This window comes from Shewanella sp. DW31 (assembly GCF_015767295.1).
Classification (GTDB): Bacteria; Pseudomonadota; Gammaproteobacteria; order Enterobacterales; family Shewanellaceae; genus Shewanella; species Shewanella oncorhynchi.
This window is the reverse complement of sequence record NZ_JADWMP020000026.1, coordinates 14949-41735: the sequence shown is the minus strand read 5'-3', so window position 1 is coordinate 41735 and position 26787 is coordinate 14949. Positions and strand designations below refer to the sequence as shown.

Genomic DNA, 26787 nt, shown 5'->3' with positions numbered 1-26787 from the left:
AAGATGGCTTATTTTTCCTTGCTTCAGTGGTGTATCTTGATTTTGCTCTTCTAGTTTATTAGCTCACAGCGGGAATGCTACATAAGAGGAACTTCCCATGGCGATATCACTTAGGCGTGGTGTAACTAAATTAGCCACAGCGTCCTTGGGAACAGCGGCGGCACTGCCACATTGGCGACGTTTGATCTTTGAACGTTTATTTGGCTTTCTAGCGATTCTCTGCGTGCCCGTATATATCACTAGTGTGTATTTATGCGTCATCGCCGATCTCTGGTTTATGGTGGTATTTGATACGCTGGCTTATCTGTTTTTACTGCTTTTACTGTATTTTCCTAAGCTTGCTGATAGTACGCGTTTTGGCGGTGGCTGCTTGCTGGGTTTTGCTATCGGCATCGGTTTTTTAATTGCGATTGGCCCTTCGGGAGCTGGTTTTTTCTGGTTATTTATTTTCCCGCCGTTAGTCGGTATTTTTTTAGGAAATCGAGCCAGCTTATATGCCCAGTGTTTGAATGGGCTAAGTTTGGTATTGATTGGTTTTGCCTATCATTTTAATTGGCTCAATTGGCCTGAAACCCAAGGTTATAGTGTCGGTATTTGGGCCGTTGTCGTGGTCAATTTTATCGTGACCAATGCCATGTTGACGTTAACCATCACTTATTTATTAGGTAAGTTGGCTGACGCACTCGATTCAACCTTAGCATCACGCCAAGCTACCGTATTAGGCTTAGCTAAACTCGCCGAATACAGAGATAACGAAACGGGCGCGCATTTGCTACGTATGCGGCAGTATTCGAAAATGCTCGCGTCGCAGCGACTACTGGCCGCCAATCCTCCTGCAGAATTGAACGAAGATTATATTCAAGACATTAGTTTGTCGGCCATTTTGCACGATATAGGTAAAGTCGGTATTGCCGATGCGATTTTGCTTAAACCGGGTAAATTAACGCCGCAGGAGTTTGAGCAAATTAAAGCTCATCCTGTGATCGGGGGACAAGTGCTACGCAGTTTGTTGGAATATGCGCCCCAATGTACTTTTATTCAGATGGGCCGCGATATTGCTTCGGGTCACCATGAAAAGTGGGATGGTAGTGGTTATCCCCTTGGTTTGAAAGGTGAAGATATTCCGCTTTCGGCGAGGATAGTGGCCCTAGTTGATGTTTATGACGCGCTGACTTCTCCCCGATGTTATAAGCGGCCCTTTAGCCACCAAGAGGCTATCGACTTAATTATTGAAGGCAAAGGTCAGCATTTCGACCCTGAATTAGTCGATTGTTTTATTGAAATTCATCAGGACTTTGAAGTGTTGTCTAAAGCATCGCTGGATGATGCTTATCAGCCGATGGCACAACCTACTATGGTTTAGCGACTCATGTTTTTAAATCGTGTTTTGAAATCATGGTTTTGAAATCATGGTTTTGAAATAAGGCGTGGGTTTTAAAACACACAGATAGCGCTAAAAAAAACGCCCAATGCTAATTGCCTTGGGCGTTCTATTTTATAGTGCGTAAGTGACTAAAATAACGACTTAAATCGCTACTTATCAGCGGAGTGCTAAATTGCTTTAGTCACTTGAGTTAACCAAGCCAATTCATCCCCTGACATCAACGGAGAAAGTGTATTGAATACTTGCTGATGATAAGCATTAAACCAGTCTATTTCCGCTTGCGTTAACAGGCTCTTATCAATAAGGCGCGCATCCATAGGGATCATAGTCAACGCATCGAATTCATACATTTCACGCTCAGCCCCTTTAAGTGCTTCACAGTGTTGCACTACGACGAGGTTTTCTAAGCGAATGCCAAAACTCTCAGCGCGGTAGTAACCCGGCTCATTGGAAAGCACCATGCCGGGCATCAATGCGATACCGTTGACATTTTTACCTATGCGCTGTGGACCTTCGTGCACACTTAAAAAGTGGCCCACACCATGGCCTGTGCCGTGGTCGTAATCAAAGCCATGTTGCCATAAATATTGGCGGGCGAAAGCGTCGAGCTGCTGGCCTGAGGTGCCTTTCGGGAATCGTGCTTGGTCGAGGGCAATATGACCTTTTAGCACCAGCGTAACCATTTTTTTATGCTCATCGGTCACTTCACCTATCGCAATGGTACGGGTCACATCTGTCGTGCCATCAATATACTGAGCGCCAGAATCCACTAAGTAGATGCTGTCCATTGTCATCATGGCTGGTGTGCCATTGTTGTGATTGTAATGGCACATAGCGGCATTAGGACCGGCAGCTGAAATCGTGTCGAAACTTGGCTCGCGGTAACGCTCATCTTCTAGGCGAAAGCTTTCCAATTTATCCGCAAGGGTGCCTTCATTGTGCATGCGATTGGCTGCCACTTCGGCATCGAGCCATGCAAGGAATCGACTCACGGCGACGCCATCGCGGATATGGCAGGCACGCATGCCGGCCAGTTCTGCGGCGTTTTTCTGCGCTTTAGGTAAAGCGACAGGATCGATTCCAGCTATCAATTTTGCTCCTGCCTCACGGGCAATGTTTTGCGCCCAAGCGTTTGCAGAATTCGGATCGGCAAGTAGTTTTACATCCTGCATGCTGGCGAGTGTATCGGCAAGAGATGCCTCGCCCTTAAAGCTTACGCCAGCACCAACATGCTCCTCAATGCCCTCTGGGAGTTTGCTTAAATCGGTGAAAAGCTGCATATCGCCATTGGCGTGGAGCAGGGCACTGCCGAGTACAACGGGCAGGCGCGGTACATCATTGCCGCGAATGTTGAGTAGCCAGCAGAAAGAATCTAAGGCGGCGATTAAGGCAACATCACCACCGGCTTTTTTTACTAAGGTACCAATTTCAATGCGTTTTTGCAGGCTGGTTTTACCTGCACTCTCGTTGCTAAACAAAGTGATAGGCGCGTTCGACTGTGCTGGGCGATTCTGCCAATGCAAATCGATAGGGTTTTGTTCAACTGCAACTAATTCGATTTGGGATTTATTTAAGGTTGCTTTGGCATTTTCATACCAAGCTAAGGTGTGTAAGCGCGCATCGAAGCCGACGCGTGACCCCGCTGGTAGCGTGTCACATAACCACTCAATTTGTGGTGTATCGGTTAGGCTTTCATAACTGAAAAGTGTGGCATCGACTTGCAAACGAACTTGAACCGTATAGCGGCCATCGGTAAATATTGCGGCTTTATCTTTCAATACGATAGCCATACCCGCCGAACCGGTAAAGTTGGTTGCCCAGTACAAACGTTCGTTATGTGCTGGCACATATTCGCCCAGATATTCGTCGGCACGGGGAATAATAAAAGCATCGAGATTAGCAGATGTTAATTCGTTACGAATAGCACCGAGACGGTTAGCGATTGATTGTGACATATGGGCTCCAATTAAGACTGGCATGCTATGCGAGTCGGTAGGCGAAGATCGCCTAAGGATGAGTAGGTTTATGTTGATTTGAGTTTTAACCGGCTCGGATTATCGCAAGTCTAGCGCGCTAGATGCAAGGGTAGCGAATAAAGGATTTTGTATACAATCGTGAATTTGTGCAGGTAAGACGCTTGAGGTTATGGGGTTTGTTGTTAATTTATTTATGTGATTTTGAGCATGGAAAGTGAATTAAATAAAAGGTTGGTCATGTTTTAATTAGGACTTGTTCCTTACAAATTAGCAACTTAAGTTTTATTCAATCGCTAACATTTGGACCCTATGCTAACATTTGCCATCTCTACTCGGGGTCAGAGTGGGGCACATGTATCAGTGGAGTAAGCGATGCAAATACTAACAATAGATGTGGGCGGTACCAAAGCCCTGTTCGAACTTCAGCTCGCGGGACATACAGAACAATATAAAATCCCCACAGGTGAAGGTTTTAAAATTGAAGAGTTAAATAATCAAATTGCGGCGTTTGAACGTGATTATGATTTACAGCATTACCAACTAGCGATTGCCGTACCTGGACTGGTACAAAATAATCGTTTGGTTTCTTGTAAATCTTTACCTGGACTTAATGGATTGAGCTTCGATACAGTCAAAACCCAGGGTAAGCTTAAGTTTATCTGCAACGATATCGATGCGGGTATGCAAGCGATTTGTGATGCCAAATATGCCTGTGAGTTATTGGTCATGTGCGGCACTGGGATCGGTATGTCTATTGCTTTTAATGGACAAGTCTTTACGGGAGCGACGGGCGTGGCGGGGGAGTTGGGGCCTTGTCGCGTGATGACCGAATCTGGCGAGTTTAGTTTAGAGCAACTGGCCAGTGGCGATTCAGTGCGCAGCCGTAAAATCTCCACTCAGGATGATTTATATCGCGCGGGCAGTTATCTCGGCATGGGATTAGCGTGGGCGGTTAATTTATTTAATCCCAATCGAATTTGGCTTGCTGGCGGTATGATGAATAGCGCTCCTTACTACAAAGGCTGTCTCGAAAGCTTAAAGCAAATGGCATTGAGCGCGCCCTTAGCTGAGATGAAAATCAATCGTGTCGATGATATGGAAACCTTGGTTTGCCGCGGTTTATCAGTGATGCTCGCAAGGGACTACCCCCGCGCATAAGGATCATCATGTTGCTCGACAATGGTTTGCGCCATGAATGTTTAGTGATTGAGGTTTAGCAGCATAAGCGACGTAAATTGTGAAATATAAAGCAGGACTTATGATGCCTTTGGCATATCGAGTCCTGTTTTTTTATTTTTAAAGTATTCAGATAATCCTCATTACCCAAAGTAAATATTAGCGATAGTTTAATTTGCATAATTCCTTTCTTATCAGATGTCTAGTTCTATTTACGATTTTAGCCAATAACACAGTTGATAATATTTTGTTGCAATTTTATTGCGCTTACGCTTATTCTGATATTTGCAATGACAACGTTGTCATTGTGTGTAAAAGGCAAACCAGTTGAAAAACTGGGACGCAAAGCCTCCGGTCTAAGGGTTCGTCTGTACCTATGATAGCGGGGATACCACAGGTTTTTCTTCGTGCAGTTGTCAGTCGTTTTGCATGGTTTTAAGAGAGTGCTGTTTCCTGTCTACGCTTTGTTTGTCTTATTGATTCATATAAAAATTCAATAGGGATATCTCATGTTCAAGACTCAAATTTCAACATCAGCCTTGCTAGTGGCATCAGCGCTGGCATCTACCATCAGTGCCAGCGTTTTTGCAGCGGCGCCCGGTAAACCGACTTTAGGTTGGGGCGAAACTAAGTTCGCTATTATTGAAGTGAATCAAGCGGCTACCGCTTACAATCAATTAGTTACGGTGAAAGATGCCGCCGATGTCTCCGTCAGTTGGAACCTTTGGAGTGGCTATGTGGGCAATAAAGCCCAAGTGTTGCTCAACGGCAATGTGGTTTGGGAAGGTCCATCTGGCGCGTCGGGAACCGCTAACTTTAAGGTGAACAAGGGCGGCCGTTATCAGATGCAAGTACAACTGTGTAACAGTGATGGCTGTACGGCGAGCGATGCTAAACAAATCCTGGTGGCTGATACCGACGGCAGCCATTTAGTGCCACTCAATGCTCCCCTAAAAGAAAACAACCGTCCCTATGCTAATAAATCAGGCAAAGTGGTGGGAGGTTACTTTGTCGAATGGGGCGTATACGGCCGTAAATTCCCGGTCGATAAGATACCTGCGCAAAACTTAACCCATATTTTATATGGCTTTACCCCAATTTGTGGTGGTGATGGCATCAATGATAGCTTGAAAGAAATCGAAGGCAGTTTCGAAGCGTTGCAACGTGCCTGTAGTGGTCGTGGTGATTTTAAAGTTGCGATTCACGATCCTTGGGCAGCGATTCAAATACCGCAGGCGGGAGTGAGTGAGCATTCAGATCCTTACAAAGGTAACTTCGGTCAATTGATGGCACTTAAGCAAGCACATCCAGATTTGAAGATTTTACCTTCGGTCGGTGGTTGGACCCTCTCGGATCCCTTCTTTTTCTTCGGTGATAAAACCAAGCGCGATATCTTTGTCGCTTCGGTGAAAGAGTTTCTACAGACATGGAAATTCTTCGATGGCGTTGATATCGACTGGGAATTTCCAGGGGGGAATGGCGCTAACCCAAATTTAGGTAATGCCAATGACGGTGAAACCTATGTGACTCTGATGCGTGAACTGCGGGCGATGCTTGATGAACTAAGCGCCGAAACGGGTCGTACCTATGAGCTGACCTCAGCTATTAGCGCAGGTGACGATAAAATTCACAAAGTCGATTATCAGGCTGCTCAGCAGTACATGGATTACATCTTCTTGATGAGTTACGACTTTAATGGTGGTTGGACTAATACTGAACTCGGCCATCAAACCAATCTGTATGAAGCGAGTTGGGATCCTAATACTCGTTACACCACAGCTAATGGCGTTAATGCGCTGTTAGGCCAAGGCGTGACCCCTGGGAAAATTGTGGTCGGTGCCGCTATGTATGGCCGCGGCTGGACAGGTGTTAATGGCTACAGTGGTAATAATCCTTTTACGGGGACGGCAACGGGCAAAGTGAAAGGTACTTGGGAAGCTGGTGTGGTGGATTATCGTCAGATAGCGAACGATTACATGGGAAGTGGTTGGACTTACAGCTATGACGAAACGGCCGAGGCGCCATCTTTGTTCAAGGCATCTACTGGCGATTTAATCACTTTCGATGATGCTCGTTCAGTTAAAGCCAAGGGGCAATATGTGCTTTCTAATCAACTTGGTGGGCTTTTTGCGTGGGAACTTGATGCCGATAATGGTGACATTCTGAATGCCATGCACGAAGGTTTAGGCCATGGTGAAGGCACCACTCCGCCAGTGAATAAAGCGCCCATTGCCAATGCGGGCGTGGATGTGAATGTCACAGGTCCCGCCGATGTGACGCTCAATGGTAGCGGTTCGCGCGATCCTGAAAACGCTGCCTTAAGCTATCTCTGGACTCAAGTCTCTGGGCCAAGTGTTGCCATCGCGAATGCGGATATGGCGAATGCGACTATTCAACTGGGAGCAACCCAAACCGATGTCGCCTATGGTTTTAGCCTTAAAGTCACCGATCCTGAAGGGCTATTTGCCAGCGATACTGTGCTGGTGACGAACAAGGCTGATACGCCTAATCAAGCACCTGTAGTGACTCTGGCTCCGACTGCGACAGTTGAAGCGGGTAAAACCGTCAGTATAGTAGCGAGTGCCTCCGATGCAGACGGTGATGCCTTAACCTACGCTTGGACTGTGCCCGCAGGCGTGTCGGCAACCGGGCAAAATAGTGCCACGTTAGTAGTTACTGGCCCCAATGTTACCGAAGCGACCCTCTATGGTTTGAGCGTGCTGGTTTCCGATGGTGCCTTAGATGCAAGTGCATCGACGAATCTGACTGTGACGCCAAAAGTGGTCGGCGGTGGTTGCGATGCAACCGATCCCAATGCCGGTAACTATCCTGCTTGGCAAACCAGTGTGGTATACAACACTGGCAATACTGTGAGTCATAGTCAGTTGGTATGGAAAGCAAAGTATTGGACGCAGGGCAATATGCCATCTCGCACCGCAGACCAATGGCAGCTACTCAGCCAAGTTGATCTCGGTTGGGATGCGGGTGTGGTGTATAACGGCGGTCAAACTACTCGCTATAACGGTCGTGTTTGGAAGGCGAGTTACTGGACTAAAGGTGATGTACCGGGTGTTGCAGCAGTATGGGTTGATATTGGCGCGGCAACCTGCCAGTAATCATCCAAAATTTTGAGATTATTGGTTAAAAAATAAAGCCCTGCGAAGATTCAGGGCTTTTTTCTTTATTAAGCGTTAGGTTTTTTTATGAATACAGCCGAATGCGTTAAGACAGACTCATTGAAGACTGATTTAATCAATCTTAAGCAGTTCTACATCAAAAATTAACACAGAACCACCACCAATCTTGCCCGTGCTACGGTTACCGTAGGCGAGTTCACTGGGAATAAAAAAACGCATTTTATCGCCAACAACCATAAGCTGTACGCCCTCGGTCCAACCTTTAATCACCCGATTAAGCGGAAATGCGATGGGTTCGCCGCGATCAACCGAACTGTCAAACACAGTACCGTCAATCAAAGTGCCATGGTAATGGACTGTCACTGTATCGCTGGCTTTAGGATGAACTGTGCCATCGCCCTGAGTTAATACTTGATATTGCAAACCTGAAGCTGTGGTGATCACACCTTCTTTGGTTTTGTTTTGTGTTAAAAACTCATTGCCTAAACGGATATTTTCTTGGGCGGCTTTTTGGCCGTTCATCGAGGTAAAGAAGTAAAAAATCACCCCAGCAATCACCACAACGGCAAGTAACATTTTCATATAAAGAGCACCTTAGTTAATTTTTGCCATATTATCAGTTTTTTAGCATCAGATGCTATCGGCACTCGCGTGTGCGTTGAGCTGGATATCTGGTGCTACCAGTTCAAACCGTTAAAAACTCCCTCAAGACTTTATCCTGCTTTAGAGATCGCTTAATCTGTGGGCTTAAGACTCAATAAAAATTCAATAAAAACAAATAAGAACTAGGGCGTGTTGACGTTTTAGTTCAGATAATAAACAAGGAAAGTCTATGTTAAACAAAGCGGCAAAACCTCTGGTCAAACTCGTCGACCGATATCTACCCGATCCTTATATTTTCGTGCTTTTACTTACCTTAGTCGTATTAATTGCTGCTGTGGTTGCCGAACATAAAACCCCGCTGGAAGTCATCAATTATTGGGGCGATGGCTTTTGGACGCTGTTAAGTTTTTCGATGCAGATGCTGTTAGTGCTGGTGGCAGGATTTATGTTGGCAAGCTCGCCGCCGATTAAAAAGCTGCTCGATGCCATTGCTGGATTGGCTAAGTCGGCACCACAAGCCATTATTTTAGTGACTTTGGTGTCACTGGCCGCCAGTTGGATTAACTGGGGTTTTGGGCTAGTGGTGGGCGCGTTATTTGCCAAAGCCTTAGCTCGCAAAGTGAAAGTGGATTATCGACTGCTGGTCGCCAGCGCCTATTCCGGCTTTGTGGTTTGGCATGGTGGGCTTGCGGGTTCGATCCCATTAACCATAGCGACGGTGGGGCATTTCTCTGAATCGCAAATCGGTATCATCCCCACCAGTGACACCATTTTCGCGAGTTATAATTTATTGTTAGTGGCAATTCTGTTTGTGGTCATGCCCTTAGTAAATCGCTTTATGTTGCCAGAAGAAAAAGACAGTGTTTATGTCGACCCAAGCGCCCTTGATGACAAAGGCGCTGAACTTGATGCTTCGGCGTTAGAGCTTAACTCTGCAAATGTGAGTGATCGTCAGCCTGAAAGCCGTCCTGCGGATAAGTTAGAAAATAGCCGTTTACTCGGCTGGAGTGTAGGTGGCGCTGGGCTTGTATATTTAGGTTATTACTTTTGGGTGCAGGGCGGCAGCTTAAATCTCAATTTAGTGAATTTCTTATTTCTGTTCCTCGCCATACTGTTACATCAAACACCACGCAGTTTATTAACCAGCTTGAATGAGGCCATTAAGGGCGGCGCAGGGATTGTTATCCAATTTCCCTTTTATGCGGGCATTATGGCTGTGATGGTGCAATCGGGTTTAGCCCAAAGTATTTCGGAAGGTTTTGTGGCCATCGCTAGCGCCGAGAGCCTGCCATTTTGGAGCTTTATCAGTGCAGGAATTGTGAATATTTTTGTGCCATCGGGAGGTGGCCAGTGGGCGGTGCAGGCCCCGATTATGTTACCCGCCGCACAGGCTTTAGGTGCTGATGTCGCTCGGGTCGCAATGGCCGTTGCTTGGGGAGATGCGTGGACTAACTTGATTCAACCTTTCTGGGCACTGCCTGTGCTGGCGATTGCAGGCTTAAAAGCGCGGGATATTATGGGCTTTTGTTTAATGCAATTGATGATCACTGGCGTGATTATCAGTATCGCGTTGAGCTGGTTTTAAAGGCAAAGTGACAGCCAATTTTGCATTTTAGAGAAAGTGTAGGGCAATTTTAAATTGCCCTTTTTTATTGGTGATGAATGATTAAAACCACTTTTGTGGGTATTGCCGGCGGCAAAGTAAGTTGTGATATAGCCAACCAAAAGCCAGAATGAGCGCAACACCACTGGCGACGGGCATATACAGAAAATCCCAGTGCTGCGCCGTGAGCATAACGACCAGAGGATTCGCTCCCGCTGGTGGATGCACAGTATGGGTTAGCATCATAACCGCTATGCCTAATCCGACCGCAAGCCCTAAGGCTAGCGGGGAGACTCCTAAAGTATTTAGAATTATCAGTTCAACCAAACTCGTGAGTAAGTGGCCGCAGAGAATGTTTCTCGGTTGAGCGAGTGGACTTTCTGGCAAGGCAAACAACAACACCATAGTGGCACCAAAGGGGGCCATCAACCAAATGGTTTGCGGTGTTAGCTGTTCAAGCGTCGCTAAACTACTGATACACAAAGTGGCTCCACACCCTGCGAGCAAGGCCATCTTTAGATTCTGTGGAATGATTCTTTGCATCTTTTCTCCCATTAATGGCTTGTGTTAAGCCCTTATTTTGATCATGAATTGTGGACGTGAATGTTCAGCAAACCATCGCCGCTAACATGCTGTGGTGTTCCGTGTTCACTCTTGATTTCACTATTAACTTAATTTAGTTACCGAGGAAGACAGATCTGTCTACCTCTGTGGATATTCTCACGAGTAGACTGACCTGTCTACTCGTGAGAATATAGGACTCATATTTGTTAGCTAAGATTTGCTAACAAATGTTTACCAAAGAAGAGGAATGAGTTGATGCAGGGCACTGAGATTCAGACAGGTACGCCATCGGATAAACGGCAGCAATTGGTCACTACCGCATTTAAACTGTTTTATTTTCAAAGTGTGCATGGGGTGGGGATTAATCAGATTTTGCAGGAATCGGCGATCGCCAAAAAGACCCTGTACCACCACTTTGCCAGTAAAGATGAGTTAGTTGAAGCCGTGGTTCGCTATCGTGATGAGGTATTTTATCAATGGCTTAGCGAGCGAGTGAACGCATTGCCAGCGGGACGGGAGGGCATTGGTGGGTTATTTATCGCGCTCGATGATTGGTTTAATCAAAGAGTGCCGCAACTGTGTGAGTTTCGCGGCTGTTTTTTTATCAATGTCAGCGCCGAATTTACTGAGCCGAGTCATCCAGTGCACCAACTCTGCGCCCTGCATAAACTGCGAGTGGCGAGTTTAATTGAACAGCAAGTATCGGCATTGGGCTTGCCAGAAGCCAAGACCCAATTTCTCGTTGCGGCAATAGGTTTACTCAAAGAGGGTGCGACAGTGTCGGCGCAACTAAAAGGTGACACTCAGTCAGCACTCTTGGCGTTGTCTGTGGTTGAGCAGTTGATCGATGCCGCGACTCATGCTGCTTAGACTGCCACTCTCAGATGGCGATTCTTAGATAAGGCGCCTTATATAAAAGCCTTTGTATAAAAGCTCTTACATAAAAGCCCTTAAATAAGAGCATTAGATAAACATATCTACGGCGCCGGTTTTTATGCCATAACCCAGCACGGCTAAGTTAGCGACAACGGTGAGCCAAAAGACGTTTCTAAATGAGGCTTTAACGGACTTGTGTCTTAACAGGTTTTGGGCAAATAGAGCGCCTGGCCAACCGCCCATGAGGGCGAGCAGATGTAATGTGCTTTCTTTAGTGCGCCATTTATTACGTTTAGCGGCGGATTTATCGATGGCATAGGCGATAAAGGTGAGCAGGCTTAGTGTGAGGTACATGCCCGCAATCCCGACTGGCAGCATATGTTGCTGCGCTGCGCCGATTAAGCCAGCAAGAAAAATCACCACCAATAACAGCGGCATAAGGCTTGAGCCTGAAGCGGCTGTATTGGATTTTTGAGTGCGGCTACTTTGGGCGCGATTGTTCTTTGTGCGACTGTTCTGAGCGCGACCGCTTTGTGCTCGACTCTTTTGCGGACGATTGGTTTGAGGTGAAGCGCTGTTGCCCGTTTTAGTAGTTTTTTTGTTCGTCATTATCTGGTATTAATCTCGTGTCAGTGTTTTTAAGCTTGCTTGTGTTCTTGTTATGCCGTGTATTTTTTAAATGTGAGGTGGCGCCACAGTTTCTCCAGCAGCCCTTGCTTGAAATAGCGTAAGTACAGGCTGGCTAACAGTAGTTGCACTACTGAATAAACCAGCGCCATGGCCATGTATCCCCATCTATCTAAGCTCAATAGCAATTCGGGAGCTAAGTGTCTAAACACTAACACGCCAATGATGGATTGCAGAATATAGAGACTAAACGCGAGTTTGCCTACATTTTGCAACGGAGTCAGTATATTAGGATTATTATGGCAAACCTTAACTATAATATGGATGTAAATCAGCGCCATAGGAATAGCACTTAGCATGATTAATACATCTGAAAACGCAACGAGAATAGTATTTTTCGTTAAACCTAAGATGGTATCAAGCAGTGATAGCGTTACGCTTGCTAGCACTAACTTTACCAGTACCGATTTGCTAAAACCCCGCTCAAAAGTCCCCTGTTGATACAAGGCCATGCCGAGCAACATCAAGCCAGCCGTAAACCACATTATGGTAAAAGGGATCACCAGTGCCATATAGCCAACTTGCATCAATTGCAGTAATAGTTGGTCGGCATAGCCAGAGGTCCATGCACTGTATTGCTCTGCAAATAGACTCGATTCTCGAGTGAAAGGTTCATCGCTTCCAGTAAGGCTAACCAGCGTGATGATAACTAAGGCGCTTAAAATAAAAATATTCGCTTTGCGCTTAAGGGCTTCAACACTTAAATCTTTGTAACACAAAGCTAAAAATCCGCTGATGCCATAGGTGAATAAAATATCACCTGACCAAATAAAAATGCCGTGGAGTAGGCCAAATACAATTAACCATTTTAAACGTGATCGCAGTAGGGAATAAGCTTCTAGGCCTTTGGCGCTAAATCGCTGATATTGAATAAAAAGCCCGACACCAAACAAGATGGAAAACAGACTGATAAAGCGTGCCTCGATGAAAAAGTTACTGAACACTTTGATAATGTGATCCGACAGCGGCTGTGTTTCATGGGGCGCATAGCCAAAAAAAGTAATGCCCATAAAATAGATATTCATAAAAAATATCCCCAACACGGCTAAGCCGCGAATAGCATCGAGGTTGGCATTACGCTGTGCGGGTATCGTCATTACAACAGGCTGCGTGGAGTCTGATCTTGACCAAGGGTCTTTAGGTAAGTTGGCTGGCACGTTAGCTGAGTTCCTTTCGCTAGTAGACATGTTCCACTTTTCACTGGAATTTGGGAGGGCTAGCCTAGCAGGCGCTAGCCTCCAATGAAATACAGTCAACACAAAAAGTAAAATACAGGAAAGGTAGAAAGTGAACTAGCGCCAACGTAAAAAGTGAAATACAAAAATGCAGAAACGGATTGAGAAGACTGTCGAACCATTACTCGCCGATATCTTCGTTCCAGAGTGTTGGATTACTGGCGATAAAGTCCTGCATCAATTGTTTGCACTCGGCATTATCGACCACAGTGACATCCACGCCGCGGGATTTTACATAGGCTTCTGGCCCTTGGAAGGTAGCGTTTTCACCGACGATGACTTTTGGTATGCCATAAAGTAATACTGCGCCGCTGCACATATCGCAGGGCGATAGGGTGGAATACAAGGTCGCCCTTTGGTACTCGGCGGCGCTAAATCGGCCGGCATTTTCGAGACAATCCATTTCGGCATGCAGTACTGAACTGCCTTTTTGTACCCGTTTATTGTGGCCGCGCCCGACGATTTTGCCATCGATCACTAATACCGAACCAATGGGGATGCCGCCCTCGGCGAGTCCTTGCTTAGCTTCTTCAATGGCTGCCGCTAAAAATTCATCCATCTTGATATCCTTAAAATATGAACCCTGAGTATTGAACTCAGCATAGCACTCGTTTGGGAGACAATCTAAATGGTTTTGATTTGTTGCTTCAATAAGTCCCTCAGGCTATCGAGAATTGGCAGCGAAGCCATTTCTGGCTGATAAATCAGGCAGATATCGGCGGAGATGGTTTGTTTTAACTTAATAAACTTTACCCTAGGCCAAGGTTGTGAAGCATAACTTTGCGGCACTATGGATACCCTGTTATCGCCAGCGATGATAGCCATCAAGCTATTGGGCTCGACCATTTCCTGTACTAATTGCGGCATAAATCCTGCGGCCTGACAGCTGGCGATAATCAAATCGCTAGAGGCGGAATTGGCACGGCTGAGTAAGGTAAAAGGCTCATCTTTGAGTTCACTCAAGTCGATGCTTTTACGTCTGGCTAAGGGATGCTTACTTGCCAGTGCTAACACCATAGGTTCGCTGGTGATGGTTTCGGCGAGAAGGTGCGGCAAATTTAAGGTGTCGGCGTAGCGCACTAGGCCAAAATCGATTTCTTGATGTGCTAAGGTGACTTTTTGAGTTTCAGGTGATAACTCTTGAAATATCAGCTCATTATCAGGGCGTTGCTTGCGAAAGCTTTTCAGTATGTCACCAAATCCCATCCAAAACAGCGAGCTCATGATGCCAATCCGAATATGGTTTCTATCGAGTCGCCCAAGCTGAGCCACTTGTTCCAATGAGGTATTCACCAGCTCGAATATTTGTTCGCACTTCTCTCTTAACAATTGGCCATAGGGCGTGAGCTCGACCTGACGAGTGCTGCGGGTGAACAGCTCAACGCCAAGGAGCGATTCTAACTCTTTGATTTGTGCGCTCAGCGGAGATTTCGATAGATGCAGTTGTTCGGCGGCAGCGGTAAAGTTTTTCACTTCAGCCACTCGATGAAAATACCGCAGCATCTTCAAGGTGACGAGTTCTGATGCGTTTATCGTGCTCATTTTAGGCTCACTATTTTCAGCTATTGTCCTTTTTATCAGCACAATAGTGCGGTTAATCGCGATTATTTGCAATCCTAAGCCCGCTTATACTGAGGGTCGCTTACTCTTTCATTCTTTTGCTATGAGGTACCTTGTATGAGCCATGATCCTGTTATTAATGCCCTTGCGACGATTCGAGCCTGTAAACCGAATTTCTCTCCCCGTGCTGCTATGATTTTGGGCTCAGGGCTTGGCGCGTTTGCCGATAATTTAGATAACAAAGTAGTGATCCCCTATGAAGAGTTAGACGGCTTTCCTGTGAGTACCGTCGTCGGCCACTCTGGAGAGCTTGTGCTCGGCAGCTTACATGGCATCGATATAGTGTGCATGAAAGGCCGCGGGCATTTTTACGAGCACCAAAGCATGAAGGTGATGACGACGCCTGTGCGTACTTTCAAACGGTTAGGGTGTGAATTGTTACTCGTGACTAACGCTGCGGGTTCATTACGGCCAGAGCGGATCGGCGTGGGATCATTAGTGATTTTCAGCGATCACATCAATACTATGCCGGGTACGCCCATGACGGGCGCAAATGATGATAGCTACGGCCCACGCTTTTTTAGCCTAGCCAATGCTTATGATAAAGACCTGAGAGCAGAAGCCTTAAGTGTTGCAAAAGCCGCAGGCATTGAAGTGAATCAAGGGGTCTTTGTGTCTTACTCTGGCCCGTGTTTTGAAACCGCGGCTGAAATCCGCATGATGCAAATCATCGGTGGCGATGTAGTGGGAATGTCCGTGGTGCCAGAAGTGATTTCGGCGGCGCATTGTGGTTTGCCCGTGTTGGCTGTGTGCGCTATTACCAATATGGCAGAAGGATTGGGGGACGTGCAGTTATCCCATGAACAAACCTTAAAGTGTGCCAAGCTTGCTGAAGCCGACTTTATCCGTTTAATTGAGCGTTTTACTGCAAGCCATTTTGCTTAATATTTTGCATAACTGTGCTGCTATATTGCGATAGGGCTGCGATTTTAAAAGCTCGTATCTAACAGTTCGTACTTAAACGTGAGCGAGCAAGGCGCCGCACAATTCAGTTCTCCGAATGTTTTTGCGAAATACGGCTGAAGGTTAAAAAGTAAAGGGAGCAAAGCTCCCTTTTTAAATGCTGACATTAAGTGTAAGTCTTGATTCAAATCGTTTATTTTTGCGGTTTTTCTGAAATCCACAATTTGATATGTCCTTTCACAACAACCACTCCTTGGGTGTCGTAGGCGGTAACGGGGACCAGCATATCGCCAGGAGTCCATTGCTCTGGGGTCACTTCGGCGACACATAAAATATCGCTGCCTGCTTTAGCCGTATAATCCAAACTCATGCCCTTAGGTATCCAACGTAAATGTTTTGGAATAGAGGCTTCGGCCATCACGCCCATGGCCATTTCTAGACCATTACAAATCGCAATCACATGCACAGTTTTTATATGATTATGAACGGCATGGCGTTTTTTAATTAAACAGGCGCAATGATTAAGGCGTAATTCAGTGATCAGTGGTTTGATGGTGCCGAAATAGGGCGCCATGCGTGAAACCATGATTGAAAACAGTTTTTGGCCGAAGGGATAACGGCGAGTTTTGTGGTAGAGCGCGAGCACTTTATTAGGTTTTTGTTCTGCAGTGCTAGAAGAGTCTGTCTGGCTCATGGTCATCCTTAATAATGGTGCAAAGGGGGTTGTTATCTTGAGCCTGTTCCAAGTTGAGCTTGGGTTGCTCTGGTCGGATGAGTGTAACATTAGGATAACAACAAATACCAGTCGGCTTAATTAAGTAAACTTCATTTCGCGGTTTTAAGTGTAACACCGTATAATTGCGGCCAATTTGTCGTGTAGCGGCAATGGCATGTTGATTTAACTACAAGGACTCACAGTGAAATATTTGCTGACGTATTTTAAGGGAATGGCCATGGGCGCTGCTGATGTTGTGCCTGGCGTTTCGGGCGGCACCATAGCGTTTATTACCGGTATTCTCGATACTTTGCTCGATAGTGTAAAACGCATTAATCCTTCCCTTTGGGGCGTAATCAAGTCGCAGGGCATAAAAGGGGCATTTGCCCATATTAATGGTGGCTTTTTAGTGAGTCTGCTGGCGGGGATCCTGACCAGTATTTTTACCTTTGCTAAGCTGATTTCTTGGTTGTTGGCGGTACATCCCATCCCGATCTGGTCGTTCTTTTTTGGGCTTATTCTTATCTCTGTCGTGCATATGCTTAAGCAAGTGAGTGGTTTCACTGTGGCACGTTTAGGTTTATTTGCGTTTGGTGTGCTGGCTGCATGGGCGATTACTGTACTGAATCCGGTCGCGGTAGAAGCCAGTTACATGAATATCTTTTTCGGCGGCGCGATTGCGATTTGCGCTATGGTATTGCCGGGGATTTCAGGCAGTTTCATCTTATTATTGTTAGGGTTATATCCTGTGGTCCTCGCAGCCGCTAAAAATATTCAGCTGGATATTTTGGCCTGTTTTGCTGCTGGTGCCGTGATGGGATTACTGACGTTCAGCCATTTATTGTCGGCGCTGCTGCGTAAATACCATGATGCCACTATCGTGTTTCTAACCGGATTAATGTTAGGTACCTTAGGTAAAATTTGGCCATGGAAAGAAATCTTAACTTGGCGGACCAACTCCCACGGCGAAAAAGTACCTTTGCTGGAGCAAAATATTTCCCCGCTTAATTTTGAGCAAGTAACGGGTCAGCCTTCACAACTGCTGTTCGCCATTGTGTGTATGTTAGCGGCGATTGCACTGGTTTGGGGGTTAGAGAAAGTGGGCAAAAGAGATTAGCCCTTTGTTACCTCAACATCATATCCAATAAAAGCAGCGAGATACGCTGCTTTTATTTTTTGCTCATATGCTCATCTTACTTGAATCAGGTCAGCTTTCGACTTTAGGGCAATGTCATTTTAGCCCTGTTTTGGTTACAATCACAGTTCACATTTAGCGTACTCAGTTGACGTTATGTTCCAGTTTAAACTCAGTGAGAGTTTGCAGTTACTATAAGGATATACTTGTGGATAAAAAACAGGTCTCGTGGGGCGGTGTAGCGCTGGCGATTTTTGCTTTGGGTCATGTGGTTAACTTACTCATAGATAAACAGGATTCTGATATATCGCCCGAATTAAAACAGCAAATTTCTGACACGATATTGGCTCACAGATCACCATCCACCACGAATAATTCATTAACGTCCATCCCGAGCAATCTTGAGGTGGCCGACGATTCTACCAAAATCCCTATGCCCGCCCAGTTAGCCCAAGTGAGTCAAATCTACAGTAATCTCAGTGCATTTGCGGCACTCAAGCAAGACGGTACTGTGGTGGCATGGGGCGATGCTGAATGTGGTGGCGATATCAATAATGCCGCAGAGCCTCTGGTCAATGTAAAAGAGTTATACGCGGCGGAGAATACCTGTGGTTTTGCGGCCTTAACCCGTGATGACAAACTTATCCCTTGGGGGATGGGGATGAAGCAAGTGCTGACAGGCGTTCGTTCTTTTGTGTTGGCAGAAGGACTTTATGCGGCCATCAAACAAGATGGTAGTGTAGTCAGTTGGTCTAATCTGGATTCAACACCTGCCGAACTGCTCTCGGGTCAATATGCTGCGCCTGCGATGACCAATATTGATTTTGTGTTGATTAATAAAGGTGCCTTTGCTGCTTTAAAGCTGGGGGGAGCAGTAGTGACTTGGGGCGATGCCGCTTATGGTGGCGATAGTCGCCACGTGGCCTCTGAGCTTAACCATGTCGATCTGCTCTATGCCAACAATAATGCTTTTACCGCGAGGACGGCGACGGGAAAATTAGTGTCTTGGGGCGGGGTCAACGATGATCAAAAAGGCCGCGAACAACTGGCAAAACTCAGCCAATTAGCGCCTGCCGTGAAAGTTGTCAACACGGATCATGGGTTTGCGGCGCTGCTGGCGGATGGCAGCGTATATACCTGGGGTGAGGGCGAATTGACTGAGTATCACGTCGCGTTTCCAGCTCGTTTATCTACTACAAAACGCGCCAATAAAGTGATTGATATTTATGCAAATCGTGGAGCGTTTGCCGCCTTAACCATCAGTCGTCAACTGCACGTATGGGGCAGTAAATTCAATGGTGCCGATACATCAGTCCTACAGGATAAGTTGCAAAAAGTGCACAAGGTTTATCCCTTTGAGGAGGGGTTTGTCGCGCTACGCAGGGATAATACCGCGATTGCTTGGGAAGGTTGGGACTTGGTAGACAAGCAACCACGTTATCAAGAAGTCACTCAGGTGAGCAAAGTGGTGGCCTATGAGCGGGAGTTTGCCTTTTTAAAACAGGATGGCACTGTGGTTGATGGCCACTCTGGACCCAAAACTGAAATCACCCAAGCAACGGATATTTTCCCGACAGGCTTAGGGTTTACGGTTAAACGCCAAGATGGTTCGATTGCGGTGTGGATGGGAGGCGAGGCTGCGTTAACATTAGATAAACAAGCCGTTGATTTGAGCCAAATGCGCGACATTCGCAGCAATTTGCTCGATGCCATTGCCTTAATGGCCGATGGCACAGTGCAGGCATGGAATATGATGGGCTTTAGCGGACAAGCTGCGCAATAACAAGCGCAATCACAAGTGCAAAAATAATAAATAGAAAGGGCTAAGGTTATTTACACCTTAGCCCTTTCTATTTAGGCGAGTTTTTTCTCGCTTTAAGCTTGATTGGCTTTGATTTCCCGCAGATAGCGATAAATCGAATGCACTGAAATCCCCAATCGAGTGGCCGCGACTTGGGCACTGTCCTTGAGTTCGAAAATCCCTAACTCGTGGAGTTGATTGACGATTTCGCGACTCTTTTGTGAAGGTGAAATCGCGGGATTCGCGCGAACCTCATGGTTCACACTGTCAATCGTGCTATGGAGCGCTTCATCGATATTGCGGGCAAACACCTCGGGCGAGCTGGTCAGTTCGCTGCCAAGGAGTTGCTCTGGCATCATAGTGCGCAGTACTGATTGCAGTGGTGCATCCATGTCGCTGTTAATACACAGTAACCCTATGGGTTGATTTTTACTGTTACGGATCACCGTCGTAATTGATCTTAGCGTCTTACCATTGGCACATTTAGTCAGGTAAGAGTTGGAAATATCCTGACCGGTTTTGAGCTTGAGCAAGGCAAGGTTGGTTATTGGAGCACCCACTTCACGGCCTGTGACATGGCCATTGGCAATTTTGACCACAGACGGATGTTTCGCATCTAGGCTGTGCAATACCACTTCTGTGTGTTGACCATACATGGCAGCGATGCCATCGACGATATTTTCGATGGATTTCAGAATATCCAGATCACTTTGCGTTAAATCTTGCAGTTTCACAATTTCAACCTTTAGTTATTAACCCGCAAATATTCAGCGGGTTAAAATCATCATGCCGACATAATATCGATAATAGTGACATCTGTGGATGACATGCCATTGAGGATCATTTTGCCAATGTTTTTAATGGTTTTCTCTACGTCGGTAGCAATAATACCTTGGCCTGAGACATTGTGACTACTGAGCGCCATCAAAAATGAGCGCACGGCCGCACTGGATGAAGTGCTAACCTTCATGGCGCAGGATGCTTTAGCGCCGTCACACACCATGCCAGAGCTGTCGCTGATCACGTTTTGAATCGCGAAACAGGATTGTTCGAACGAGCCATCAGCTAAATACACCATGGCCATAGAAGCGGCTGCGCTGGTGACTGTATTGCCACAAAATGCCGACAGTGGTGGATAATGGGACTTGATATAAATCGCTCCTAGATGGCTCATAATCAAGGCGCGGGCGAGTTTTTCTTCCGAAACCTTATAGCATTGTGCCGTCAATACCACGGGGATAGTTGCCGCTATGCCTTGATTACCACTGCCAAGATTACTCATGGCGGGCAAGTTCGCCCCACCCATGCGAGCATCGGATGCTGCAGCAGTTAACATGACAATTTTATTCAGTAAGTCTTCACCGATAATGCCTGCGGCTATGCCGCTTTTCATGGTGCGGCCGACTTCAAGCCCATAGGGATTCGCCATGCCTTCATCGGATAATTTGCCATTTAGCTCAGAGGCTTCGAGAATGAATTTAATCTCTTCAAAGGGGACTTCTTGGGCGAAGCGATAAATAGACTCGATAGTGATATCCACTCCTTCACAGATGGAACCAGTGGCTTTGGCTTGCGTGCTATCGACACTGAAGACGGATTCGCCGTTGAGGCGCTTTTCGGCAATAAGCGTATGGCCGCCGCAGATTTTCACTAGGGCTTCGCGGTCGCCTTTTTTCGCGATGACACAACAATAGATAAATTCTGCTGTTTCGGTGCGCTCAACCGTTACTTTGCCCGCATCGATAAGGGCCTGTGCTCTGGCGATTTGTGCTGGTGTGATCACGGCCAATACTTCTAAGCCCGCATCAGGATTACCCGCAATGGCGCCTGCTGCAGCGGCAATTGCCAGACCGATTTTGCCTGTGCCAGGCACAAACACACCCATAGAGTTTTTATAAAGATTGTCAGACACTTGTACTGCAATTGAATCGGGTTCAACACCCAGCAAGGCGCGGGCGACGGCGGCGGCGTAAGCGGCGGCGATGGGCTCTGTGCAGCCTAATGCGGGCTTAACCACTTGTTTAATGATTTGAATATACTGCTGCCATTGGGGTTTCATGAGCTTACAACCTTATGTTAATGCTTAGATTTTAACGTGTGCTATCGCTTCAACTTCTACTTTAACGCCCAGCGGAAGGTCCTTCACTGCAAAACAGCTACGAGCTGGGCAGTCGGTTTTAAAATAGGTTTTATACACTTCGTTAAAGGCGGCAAAGTCACTGATCTCTGCAAGATAACAAGTGGTTTTAAGAATCGTTTCTAAGCTGCCACCACCCGCTTCGAGCACGTATTTGAGATTCTCTAATGATTGAATCGATTGCTCAGTAATCCCACCGTCAACTACGCTGCCTTTCTTTTTACAAACAGGGAGTTGGCCAGAGGTAAAAATGAGGTTGCCATAGGCTGTGCCATGGGAATAAGGGCCAATGGCCGCGGGAGCGCGTTCTGCGTGAATAATGGTTTTCATTGTTTCTCCAACTTGCAAATAAAATTGAATGCCTAGGTCGGCTTATGTGCAACATTATTTGTATTTTTATGTTTTATTGCAATTATTTTTTAATGAATTTCATTTTACACTGCGGTTTGTGCGCTATTTATCTCGTTTTCAGTCAAGTTGTGAGCTTTAACTCTTTGTTCAACAAAAGTTGAGTATTTTGATTGCTGAGTTTGTTTTGTTCAAATATATTTGCACAAAATAATACCAACTAGGTAAAGGTGAAATGATGGATGCAACAATTACTGCTGCACAGTGGAAAGCAGATACCCGCTTCGATAGTACGGATTGGGGCTGGATTATCATGAGTATCGGAATGGCGATTGGCGCGGGGATCGTATTCTTGCCTGTGCAGGTCGGTTTGATGGGGTTATGGGTTTTCTTACTGTCTGGCATTATTGGCTATCCTGCCATGTATATGTTCCAACGGTTGTTTATCAATACCTTAGCAGAATCTCCAGAATGTAAGGATTACCCGAGTGTGATTTCGGGTTACTTAGGTAAAAACTGGGGTATGTTGTTGGGTGGTTTGTATTTCATCATGCTGGTCATTTGGGTGTTCGTTTATTCAACGGCCATTACAAACGACAGTGCTTCATTTTTGCAAAGTTTTGGGGTCACTAAAGCGTTATTGTCAGAAAATCCTTTCTATGGTTTAGCCTTGATCTGCGGTCTTGTTGCTTTAGCCTCCCGCGGTGAGAATCTTTTGTTTAAGATCTCTACTTTTATGGTACTGACTAAGTTGGGCGTTGTCGCCGTGCTAGGGTTATTGATGGTGGATAAATGGGATATCAATAATATCGGCGCTATCCCAGCCACGGGAGATTGGTTAAAAGATGCGGTCGTTATGTTGCCCTTTACGCTAACATCGATTCTGTTTATTCAAAGTTTAAGCCCTATGGTGATTTCATACCGTTCGCGGGAAAAATCCCTTGCGGTAGCGCGCTTTAAAGCAATGCGCGCCATGAATATTGCCTTTGGCGTCTTGTTTGTCGTGGTGTTCTTTTATGCCGTGTCATTCACCCTAGCAATGGGACATGATCAGGCCGTGCGTGCATCGGAAGAAAATATCTCGGCTCTTGCTATGGTTGCCCAAGGTATGCAGGGACAAACACTGAAATTGCTGAGTTTAACCTTGAATATTTTTGCGGTGATGACGGCTTACTTTGGCGTATATCTCGGTTTTAGGGAAGCTTGCCAAGGATTGACCATGAACATGCTGCGCCGTTATATGCCTGAAGATCGTATCAACAAAAAGCTTGTTGGTTACGGCATCATGATTTTTACCATTCTATTATCTTGGGGCGCGATTGTGTTGAATGCGCCAGTGCTGAGCTCTACGTCGATTTGTAGTCCAATTTTTGGTTTAGTCGGTTGTTTGATACCCGCTTATTTAGTGTACCAAGTACCTGCATTACATAAGTACAAGGGTGTGTCGCTGTATATCATTATTATCACAGGCTTATTGCTGTGCGTATCCCCCTTCTTAGCGTTTAGTTAACAGGGATAAAGTGGTACAAAAAGATAAGCTTTAAGGAATTAAAAAACCGGTGTTAAGTGTAAACTTAATACCGGTTTTCTGTGTTGAGCAATCATTTCGATAATGCTCTATGGTCAAAGTTTGAATTGAGATGTGGCGTTTTTCAGTTCATCGGCAAAATCGACTAATCCCTCAGAAACATTGCGAACCTGCGACAGAATTTGCAATGTCTGTTCAAATGAAGCATTCATATTGACGACGTTATCGACTACTTGAGAAGCAACCGAGGCTTGCTCCTCCGTTGCCGAGGCAATGTGAGTATTCATACTATTGATACTGACAATCTGCTGTTGAATTGATTTCAGTGCACTCCCTGTATTTTGAGCATTGGTTTCATTTTCCGATGACTTCGACATCGCCACATTCATGGTATTGACCGAGGAAATGGCCGCCGTTTTAAGGTTTTGTAACACATGGCGAATTTCAGTGGTTGCATCGGCTGTTTTAGAGGCAAGGGCGCGGACCTCATCAGCGACTACGGCAAAGCCTCGTCCTTGCTCACCCGCGCGGGCGGCTTCGATGGCGGCATTAAGTGCCAACAGGTTGGTTTGCTCGGCAATAGAGGTAATCACATTTAAGATAGAAGTGACATTTTCAGTATCTCTGGCGAGCTCGTTGATCGAGTTAGAAGCCGCCTGAATTCCTGTATTTAATTGCTGTGAAATATCGATTGTGCGCTGAACGACTGTCATACCTTGCATCGCTTCTTTCTCCGCGACCTGTGCTGCACTGGCGGCTTGGCGGGCATTTTGCGAAATTTCGATGACAGAGTGACGCATGTCTTCCATTGAGACTTGTACTGCGCTGGCATCATGGCTTTGCCGCTGAGTGGCATGCGTCGCATCTTCCATGCGCTGTTTCAGTGAGCGCGAGCTATCAAGTAAGGGATCGGTAACATTCACCACCCTTCGAATAGAATCTCCGAGTAAGCGAAGAAATCGATTGAAGTTACTTGATACTTGGCCGAGTTCATCACTACCAGATACTTTGAGCTGATGACTAAGATCGCCTTTTCCATCGGCCAGCTCACTCAGTGACTGGGCGACATTACGCGCAGATGAGCTGATAGCGCGTGCTATGGCAATAGTGACAATCAACATCACGATCAGCAAAGCGATGCCGATGGAGAGGGTGAGCCACAAACTTTGCGCAGATCTGTCGCTAGCTTCTTTTATCGATTGTTTAAATTCGAGTACTTTGCTTTGTTTGTAATCTTGTATTTCATTAAGTACAGCTTCGTAGGCTTGGGATTTTTCTTGGCTGATCTGGCCAATGTTTGCCATATCAATCGTACCCGCCAACATGCCTTTAGCCAGCTTAATCGTCATGTCGTTATAGCGGGTTAATTTAGCGGATAGATTACTGAGTTTATTGGCTTGTGAGGGATCGACACTATCTAATTGTTGTAGGTTTTTACGTAAAGATTCATACATAGTACCTGCATTTGTTAACAGGTCTTCGTCGGCAAAAGAAACTGATTGAGTGTAAAGTTCATCGAGTCGTTGGATAAAAAATACGTTTTGATTGGCGAGTTCAACTCTTTGGTAAACTTGCTGCTCCATATAATTAAGTGTGGTGCGATTTTTATTTATGGAGATGACACTAATGCTTAAGTTTAAAGCGAAAATGATGACAGCTAAAATAAATATCGCGATAACTTTTTTAAAAATAGAAATATCATTAAAGAAATTCATCCCTTGCCCCCAAGTTGTGCCGAGCTTGAGCTCGGCACTCCAATCTAAAACTCGGCAATAACTTTTACCGAATCATTGGCCTCACTACTATCAATATAGCCAATAATATTGGGGTTCGATGCAACTAATTTTATCATCTCCGCCCCACTAGTGACTTCCTTGGGTGGCGTTCCTTTGCCTGTAAATACTTTTTGTGACCAATATGACTTAAGTTGGCTGGATGACTTGCCCAGCACTTTAGTATCAAAGGTTTCCCTTAAGGGCATAGCACTGTCAAGATTGACCGGCACGGCCTGCGCTCCACCAGGAAAGGTCTTTGTTTTCCCTAGAAAAATATTTTCAATAACCTTTTGGTCGACAGTGTCTGCATTACTGGGATGAACGATGACAACCACACCAGCAAATAGTGGCATTGAGACTAAGCTGAGTAGGATTAAGCAAAGTAACTTATTCATTTCTCTCTCCTAAAATACTAAGTCAATGCCAAGACTGATTGATTTCGAATCCCCTGCGACTTTCATGCCTGGGCCACCGTCATCTTTAACGTCATCATACTGAATTTTTAAGGCCGCCGAAGGATGGAAATCCCAACGTATACCTGCAGAACTTGTATGGTGAACTTCACCGCCTTCACCATCATTGAAGTCCGAATAGGAAATGTAAGGCATCACTGAATCGATACGATAGCCGAACGAGAGAAGATAAGTATCTAGATTACTCCCATCGAGATCTAAGCGGTTAAGCTCAGATAAAAAAAGGAAATTCTCATAATCTATATTAACGGATAAGCCATAAAACTTACCCGTACGTTGGTTGCTACCATTCCATTCCTGCTGAATACCACCAATATAACGTTCGTTAGTGTATTGCATATGCGTGAGGCGAATATCTAACCAATCTTTGTTGAATTGAACAACAATACCGCCTATATCCTTCCATACTTCTCGGGTATTTTCGAGGAAGAAAAAATCAGATAAAAGCTTATTAGGTTCGCTATCTTCGCTACCGTAATAGACTTGTCCAGACATAGTCCAGTCGCCAATTAAATAGTTATATAAGGCGCTGACACCTGTGTAGTTAAATATTTGCCATGTGTAATTATCTGCGGGTGGACGTATCCAAGGATAAGCATATCCAACATCAAAAAAGTCACTGTAATAGTAGAGCGGTAAGCGTTTTTTACCTCCTTGTACTGTCCAATGCTCATTGATCTCATAGGACAGATAAGCCCATTCAAAACTTGCCGAAAAGTCATCAGCCCCCCGGGAAACAACCTGTGCAGTGGCAGATAAACCTTCGAGCAAATCCGCTGAGAATTGAATACCAAATAAGGTATCGGGTTTGAAACTAATATCTTCATCATAGGCGCCAACGAGTGGATAGTCGGCGAGAAAGGTGGGGCCTAAATCAAACTCTGCAACGCCCGAACCTTCGAGAACTTGACCTGCAACAACTGAGGCAAAACCTGAAATGTTGACTTCTGCATAAGCGGTAGAGCTGAGCAAAAGTGAGCAAAGACCTAATGAAAGCTTATGTTTCATAAAAAAGCCCTTTAAGTGAGTATATTCGTTTTTAAGCCTAGAACAGGTATAAACATACGCAAACTTTTATTAAACATTTTTGCAACATGGTGGTCTAACTCCC

At 45.7% G+C, this 26787-nt stretch carries 23 protein-coding genes and 1 riboswitch; of the genes, 9 read left to right on the top strand and 14 right to left on the bottom strand.

Going from position 1 to position 26787, the window contains the following annotated elements; genetic code table 11:
* The first annotated feature begins 97 nt into the window (after nucleotides 1-97).
* A complete protein-coding gene (locus GWI56_RS18575) occupies nucleotides 98-1363 on the top strand; it encodes an HD domain-containing phosphohydrolase (RefSeq protein ID WP_198573758.1) in 1266 nt (421 codons plus the stop codon).
* A 188-nt stretch (nucleotides 1364-1551) separates the two neighbouring features.
* Here the strand turns inward: GWI56_RS18575 and GWI56_RS18570 are convergent, their stop codons facing one another.
* Nucleotides 1552-3339: an aminopeptidase P family protein gene (locus GWI56_RS18570; protein ID WP_198573757.1), complete on the bottom strand. Its 1788-nt coding sequence runs from the start codon at nucleotides 3337-3339 to the stop codon at nucleotides 1552-1554.
* A gap of 393 nt (nucleotides 3340-3732) precedes the next feature.
* Here GWI56_RS18570 and GWI56_RS18565 point away from each other — a divergent pair, with 393 nt between their 5' ends.
* A complete protein-coding gene (locus tag GWI56_RS18565; protein ID WP_198573756.1) occupies nucleotides 3733-4518 on the top strand; it encodes an ROK family protein in 786 nt (261 codons plus the stop codon).
* 325 nt (nucleotides 4519-4843) lie between these two features.
* Nucleotides 4844-4932: riboswitch (cyclic di-GMP riboswitch) on the top strand.
* 113 nt (nucleotides 4933-5045) lie between these two features.
* Nucleotides 5046-7652, top strand: coding sequence for a glycosyl hydrolase family 18 protein (locus GWI56_RS18560; RefSeq protein WP_198573755.1), 2607 nt, complete (start codon nucleotides 5046-5048; stop codon nucleotides 7650-7652).
* 132 nt (nucleotides 7653-7784) lie between these two features.
* Here GWI56_RS18560 and GWI56_RS18555 read toward each other — a convergent pair whose 3' ends face one another.
* Complete coding sequence (locus GWI56_RS18555) at nucleotides 7785-8255, bottom strand: FKBP-type peptidyl-prolyl cis-trans isomerase (protein ID WP_028761331.1); 471 nt, start codon at nucleotides 8253-8255, stop codon at nucleotides 7785-7787.
* A 250-nt stretch (nucleotides 8256-8505) separates the two neighbouring features.
* Between GWI56_RS18555 and GWI56_RS18550 the strand changes: the two genes are divergently transcribed.
* Nucleotides 8506-9861 (top strand): short-chain fatty acid transporter, encoded by a 1356-nt coding sequence (locus GWI56_RS18550; RefSeq protein ID WP_198573754.1) that lies wholly within the window; start codon nucleotides 8506-8508, stop codon nucleotides 9859-9861.
* 81 nt (nucleotides 9862-9942) lie between these two features.
* On the opposite strand, the gene GWI56_RS18545 is transcribed toward GWI56_RS18550, so the two are convergent.
* The gene (locus GWI56_RS18545) at nucleotides 9943-10422 is read right to left on the bottom strand and encodes an HPP family protein (RefSeq protein ID WP_198573753.1); all 480 of its coding nucleotides are present in this window, start codon (nucleotides 10420-10422) and stop codon (nucleotides 9943-9945) included.
* A gap of 276 nt (nucleotides 10423-10698) precedes the next feature.
* On the opposite strand from GWI56_RS18545, the gene GWI56_RS18540 reads away from it, so the two are divergent.
* A complete protein-coding gene (locus tag GWI56_RS18540) occupies nucleotides 10699-11313 on the top strand; it encodes a TetR/AcrR family transcriptional regulator (protein ID WP_028761328.1) in 615 nt (204 codons plus the stop codon).
* 93 nt (nucleotides 11314-11406) lie between these two features.
* Here GWI56_RS18540 and GWI56_RS18535 read toward each other — a convergent pair whose 3' ends face one another.
* The 4 genes from GWI56_RS18535 to GWI56_RS18520 all read right to left on the bottom strand — a co-directional run bounded on the left by GWI56_RS18535 (nucleotide 11407) and on the right by GWI56_RS18520 (nucleotide 14783).
* On the bottom strand, nucleotides 11407-11928 hold the full coding sequence (locus GWI56_RS18535; protein WP_081729096.1) for a DUF1294 domain-containing protein: 522 nt from the start codon (nucleotides 11926-11928) through the stop codon (nucleotides 11407-11409).
* A 50-nt stretch (nucleotides 11929-11978) separates the two neighbouring features.
* The gene (locus GWI56_RS18530; protein WP_198573768.1) at nucleotides 11979-13163 is read right to left on the bottom strand and encodes a DUF418 domain-containing protein; all 1185 of its coding nucleotides are present in this window, start codon (nucleotides 13161-13163) and stop codon (nucleotides 11979-11981) included.
* 199 nt (nucleotides 13164-13362) lie between these two features.
* Nucleotides 13363-13800: a nucleoside deaminase gene (locus GWI56_RS18525; protein WP_028761325.1), complete on the bottom strand. Its 438-nt coding sequence runs from the start codon at nucleotides 13798-13800 to the stop codon at nucleotides 13363-13365.
* Nucleotides 13801-13865: 65 nt separating this feature from the next.
* A complete protein-coding gene (locus GWI56_RS18520) occupies nucleotides 13866-14783 on the bottom strand; it encodes a LysR family transcriptional regulator (RefSeq protein WP_198573752.1) in 918 nt (305 codons plus the stop codon).
* 135 nt (nucleotides 14784-14918) lie between these two features.
* Here GWI56_RS18520 and xapA point away from each other — a divergent pair, with 135 nt between their 5' ends.
* Nucleotides 14919-15746 (top strand): xanthosine phosphorylase, encoded by an 828-nt coding sequence (gene xapA, locus GWI56_RS18515; RefSeq protein WP_198573751.1) that lies wholly within the window; start codon nucleotides 14919-14921, stop codon nucleotides 15744-15746.
* A gap of 211 nt (nucleotides 15747-15957) precedes the next feature.
* Here xapA and GWI56_RS18510 read toward each other — a convergent pair whose 3' ends face one another.
* Nucleotides 15958-16458, bottom strand: coding sequence for a hotdog fold domain-containing protein (locus GWI56_RS18510; RefSeq protein ID WP_198573750.1), 501 nt, complete (start codon nucleotides 16456-16458; stop codon nucleotides 15958-15960).
* Between the two features lie 223 nt (nucleotides 16459-16681).
* Between GWI56_RS18510 and GWI56_RS18505 the strand changes: the two genes are divergently transcribed.
* A complete protein-coding gene (locus tag GWI56_RS18505; RefSeq protein ID WP_198573749.1) occupies nucleotides 16682-17596 on the top strand; it encodes a DUF368 domain-containing protein in 915 nt (304 codons plus the stop codon).
* Nucleotides 17597-17822: 226 nt separating this feature from the next.
* Nucleotides 17823-19397 (top strand): hypothetical protein, encoded by a 1575-nt coding sequence (locus tag GWI56_RS18500; protein WP_198573748.1) that lies wholly within the window; start codon nucleotides 17823-17825, stop codon nucleotides 19395-19397.
* Between the two features lie 92 nt (nucleotides 19398-19489).
* Here the strand turns inward: GWI56_RS18500 and GWI56_RS18495 are convergent, their stop codons facing one another.
* From GWI56_RS18495 to GWI56_RS18485, 3 genes are read right to left on the bottom strand one after another with little or no spacing between them, the layout of a single operon-like run.
* A complete protein-coding gene (locus GWI56_RS18495) occupies nucleotides 19490-20149 on the bottom strand; it encodes a PAS domain-containing protein (RefSeq protein WP_113939392.1) in 660 nt (219 codons plus the stop codon).
* Nucleotides 20150-20199: 50 nt separating this feature from the next.
* Entirely contained in the window at nucleotides 20200-21474 is a 1275-nt protein-coding gene (locus tag GWI56_RS18490; RefSeq protein WP_198573747.1) for an L-serine ammonia-lyase, iron-sulfur-dependent, subunit alpha, read from the bottom strand.
* Between the two features lie 24 nt (nucleotides 21475-21498).
* Complete coding sequence (locus tag GWI56_RS18485; RefSeq protein ID WP_173243577.1) at nucleotides 21499-21882, bottom strand: RidA family protein; 384 nt, start codon at nucleotides 21880-21882, stop codon at nucleotides 21499-21501.
* 256 nt (nucleotides 21883-22138) lie between these two features.
* On the opposite strand from GWI56_RS18485, the gene GWI56_RS18480 reads away from it, so the two are divergent.
* Nucleotides 22139-23410, top strand: coding sequence for an amino acid permease (locus GWI56_RS18480; protein WP_198573767.1), 1272 nt, complete (start codon nucleotides 22139-22141; stop codon nucleotides 23408-23410).
* Nucleotides 23411-23523: 113 nt separating this feature from the next.
* Here the strand turns inward: GWI56_RS18480 and GWI56_RS18475 are convergent, their stop codons facing one another.
* Genes GWI56_RS18475 through GWI56_RS18465 form a run of 3 tightly spaced genes read right to left on the bottom strand, consistent with a single transcriptional unit; the run spans nucleotide 23524 to nucleotide 26684 of the window.
* Entirely contained in the window at nucleotides 23524-25143 is a 1620-nt protein-coding gene (locus tag GWI56_RS18475; protein ID WP_198573746.1) for a methyl-accepting chemotaxis protein, read from the bottom strand.
* Nucleotides 25144-25187: 44 nt separating this feature from the next.
* Entirely contained in the window at nucleotides 25188-25598 is a 411-nt protein-coding gene (locus tag GWI56_RS18470; protein WP_105251847.1) for a phosphate ABC transporter substrate-binding protein, read from the bottom strand.
* Between the two features lie 9 nt (nucleotides 25599-25607).
* On the bottom strand, nucleotides 25608-26684 hold the full coding sequence (locus GWI56_RS18465) for a porin (RefSeq protein WP_131523631.1): 1077 nt from the start codon (nucleotides 26682-26684) through the stop codon (nucleotides 25608-25610).
* Nucleotides 26685-26787: the final 103 nt, after the last annotated feature.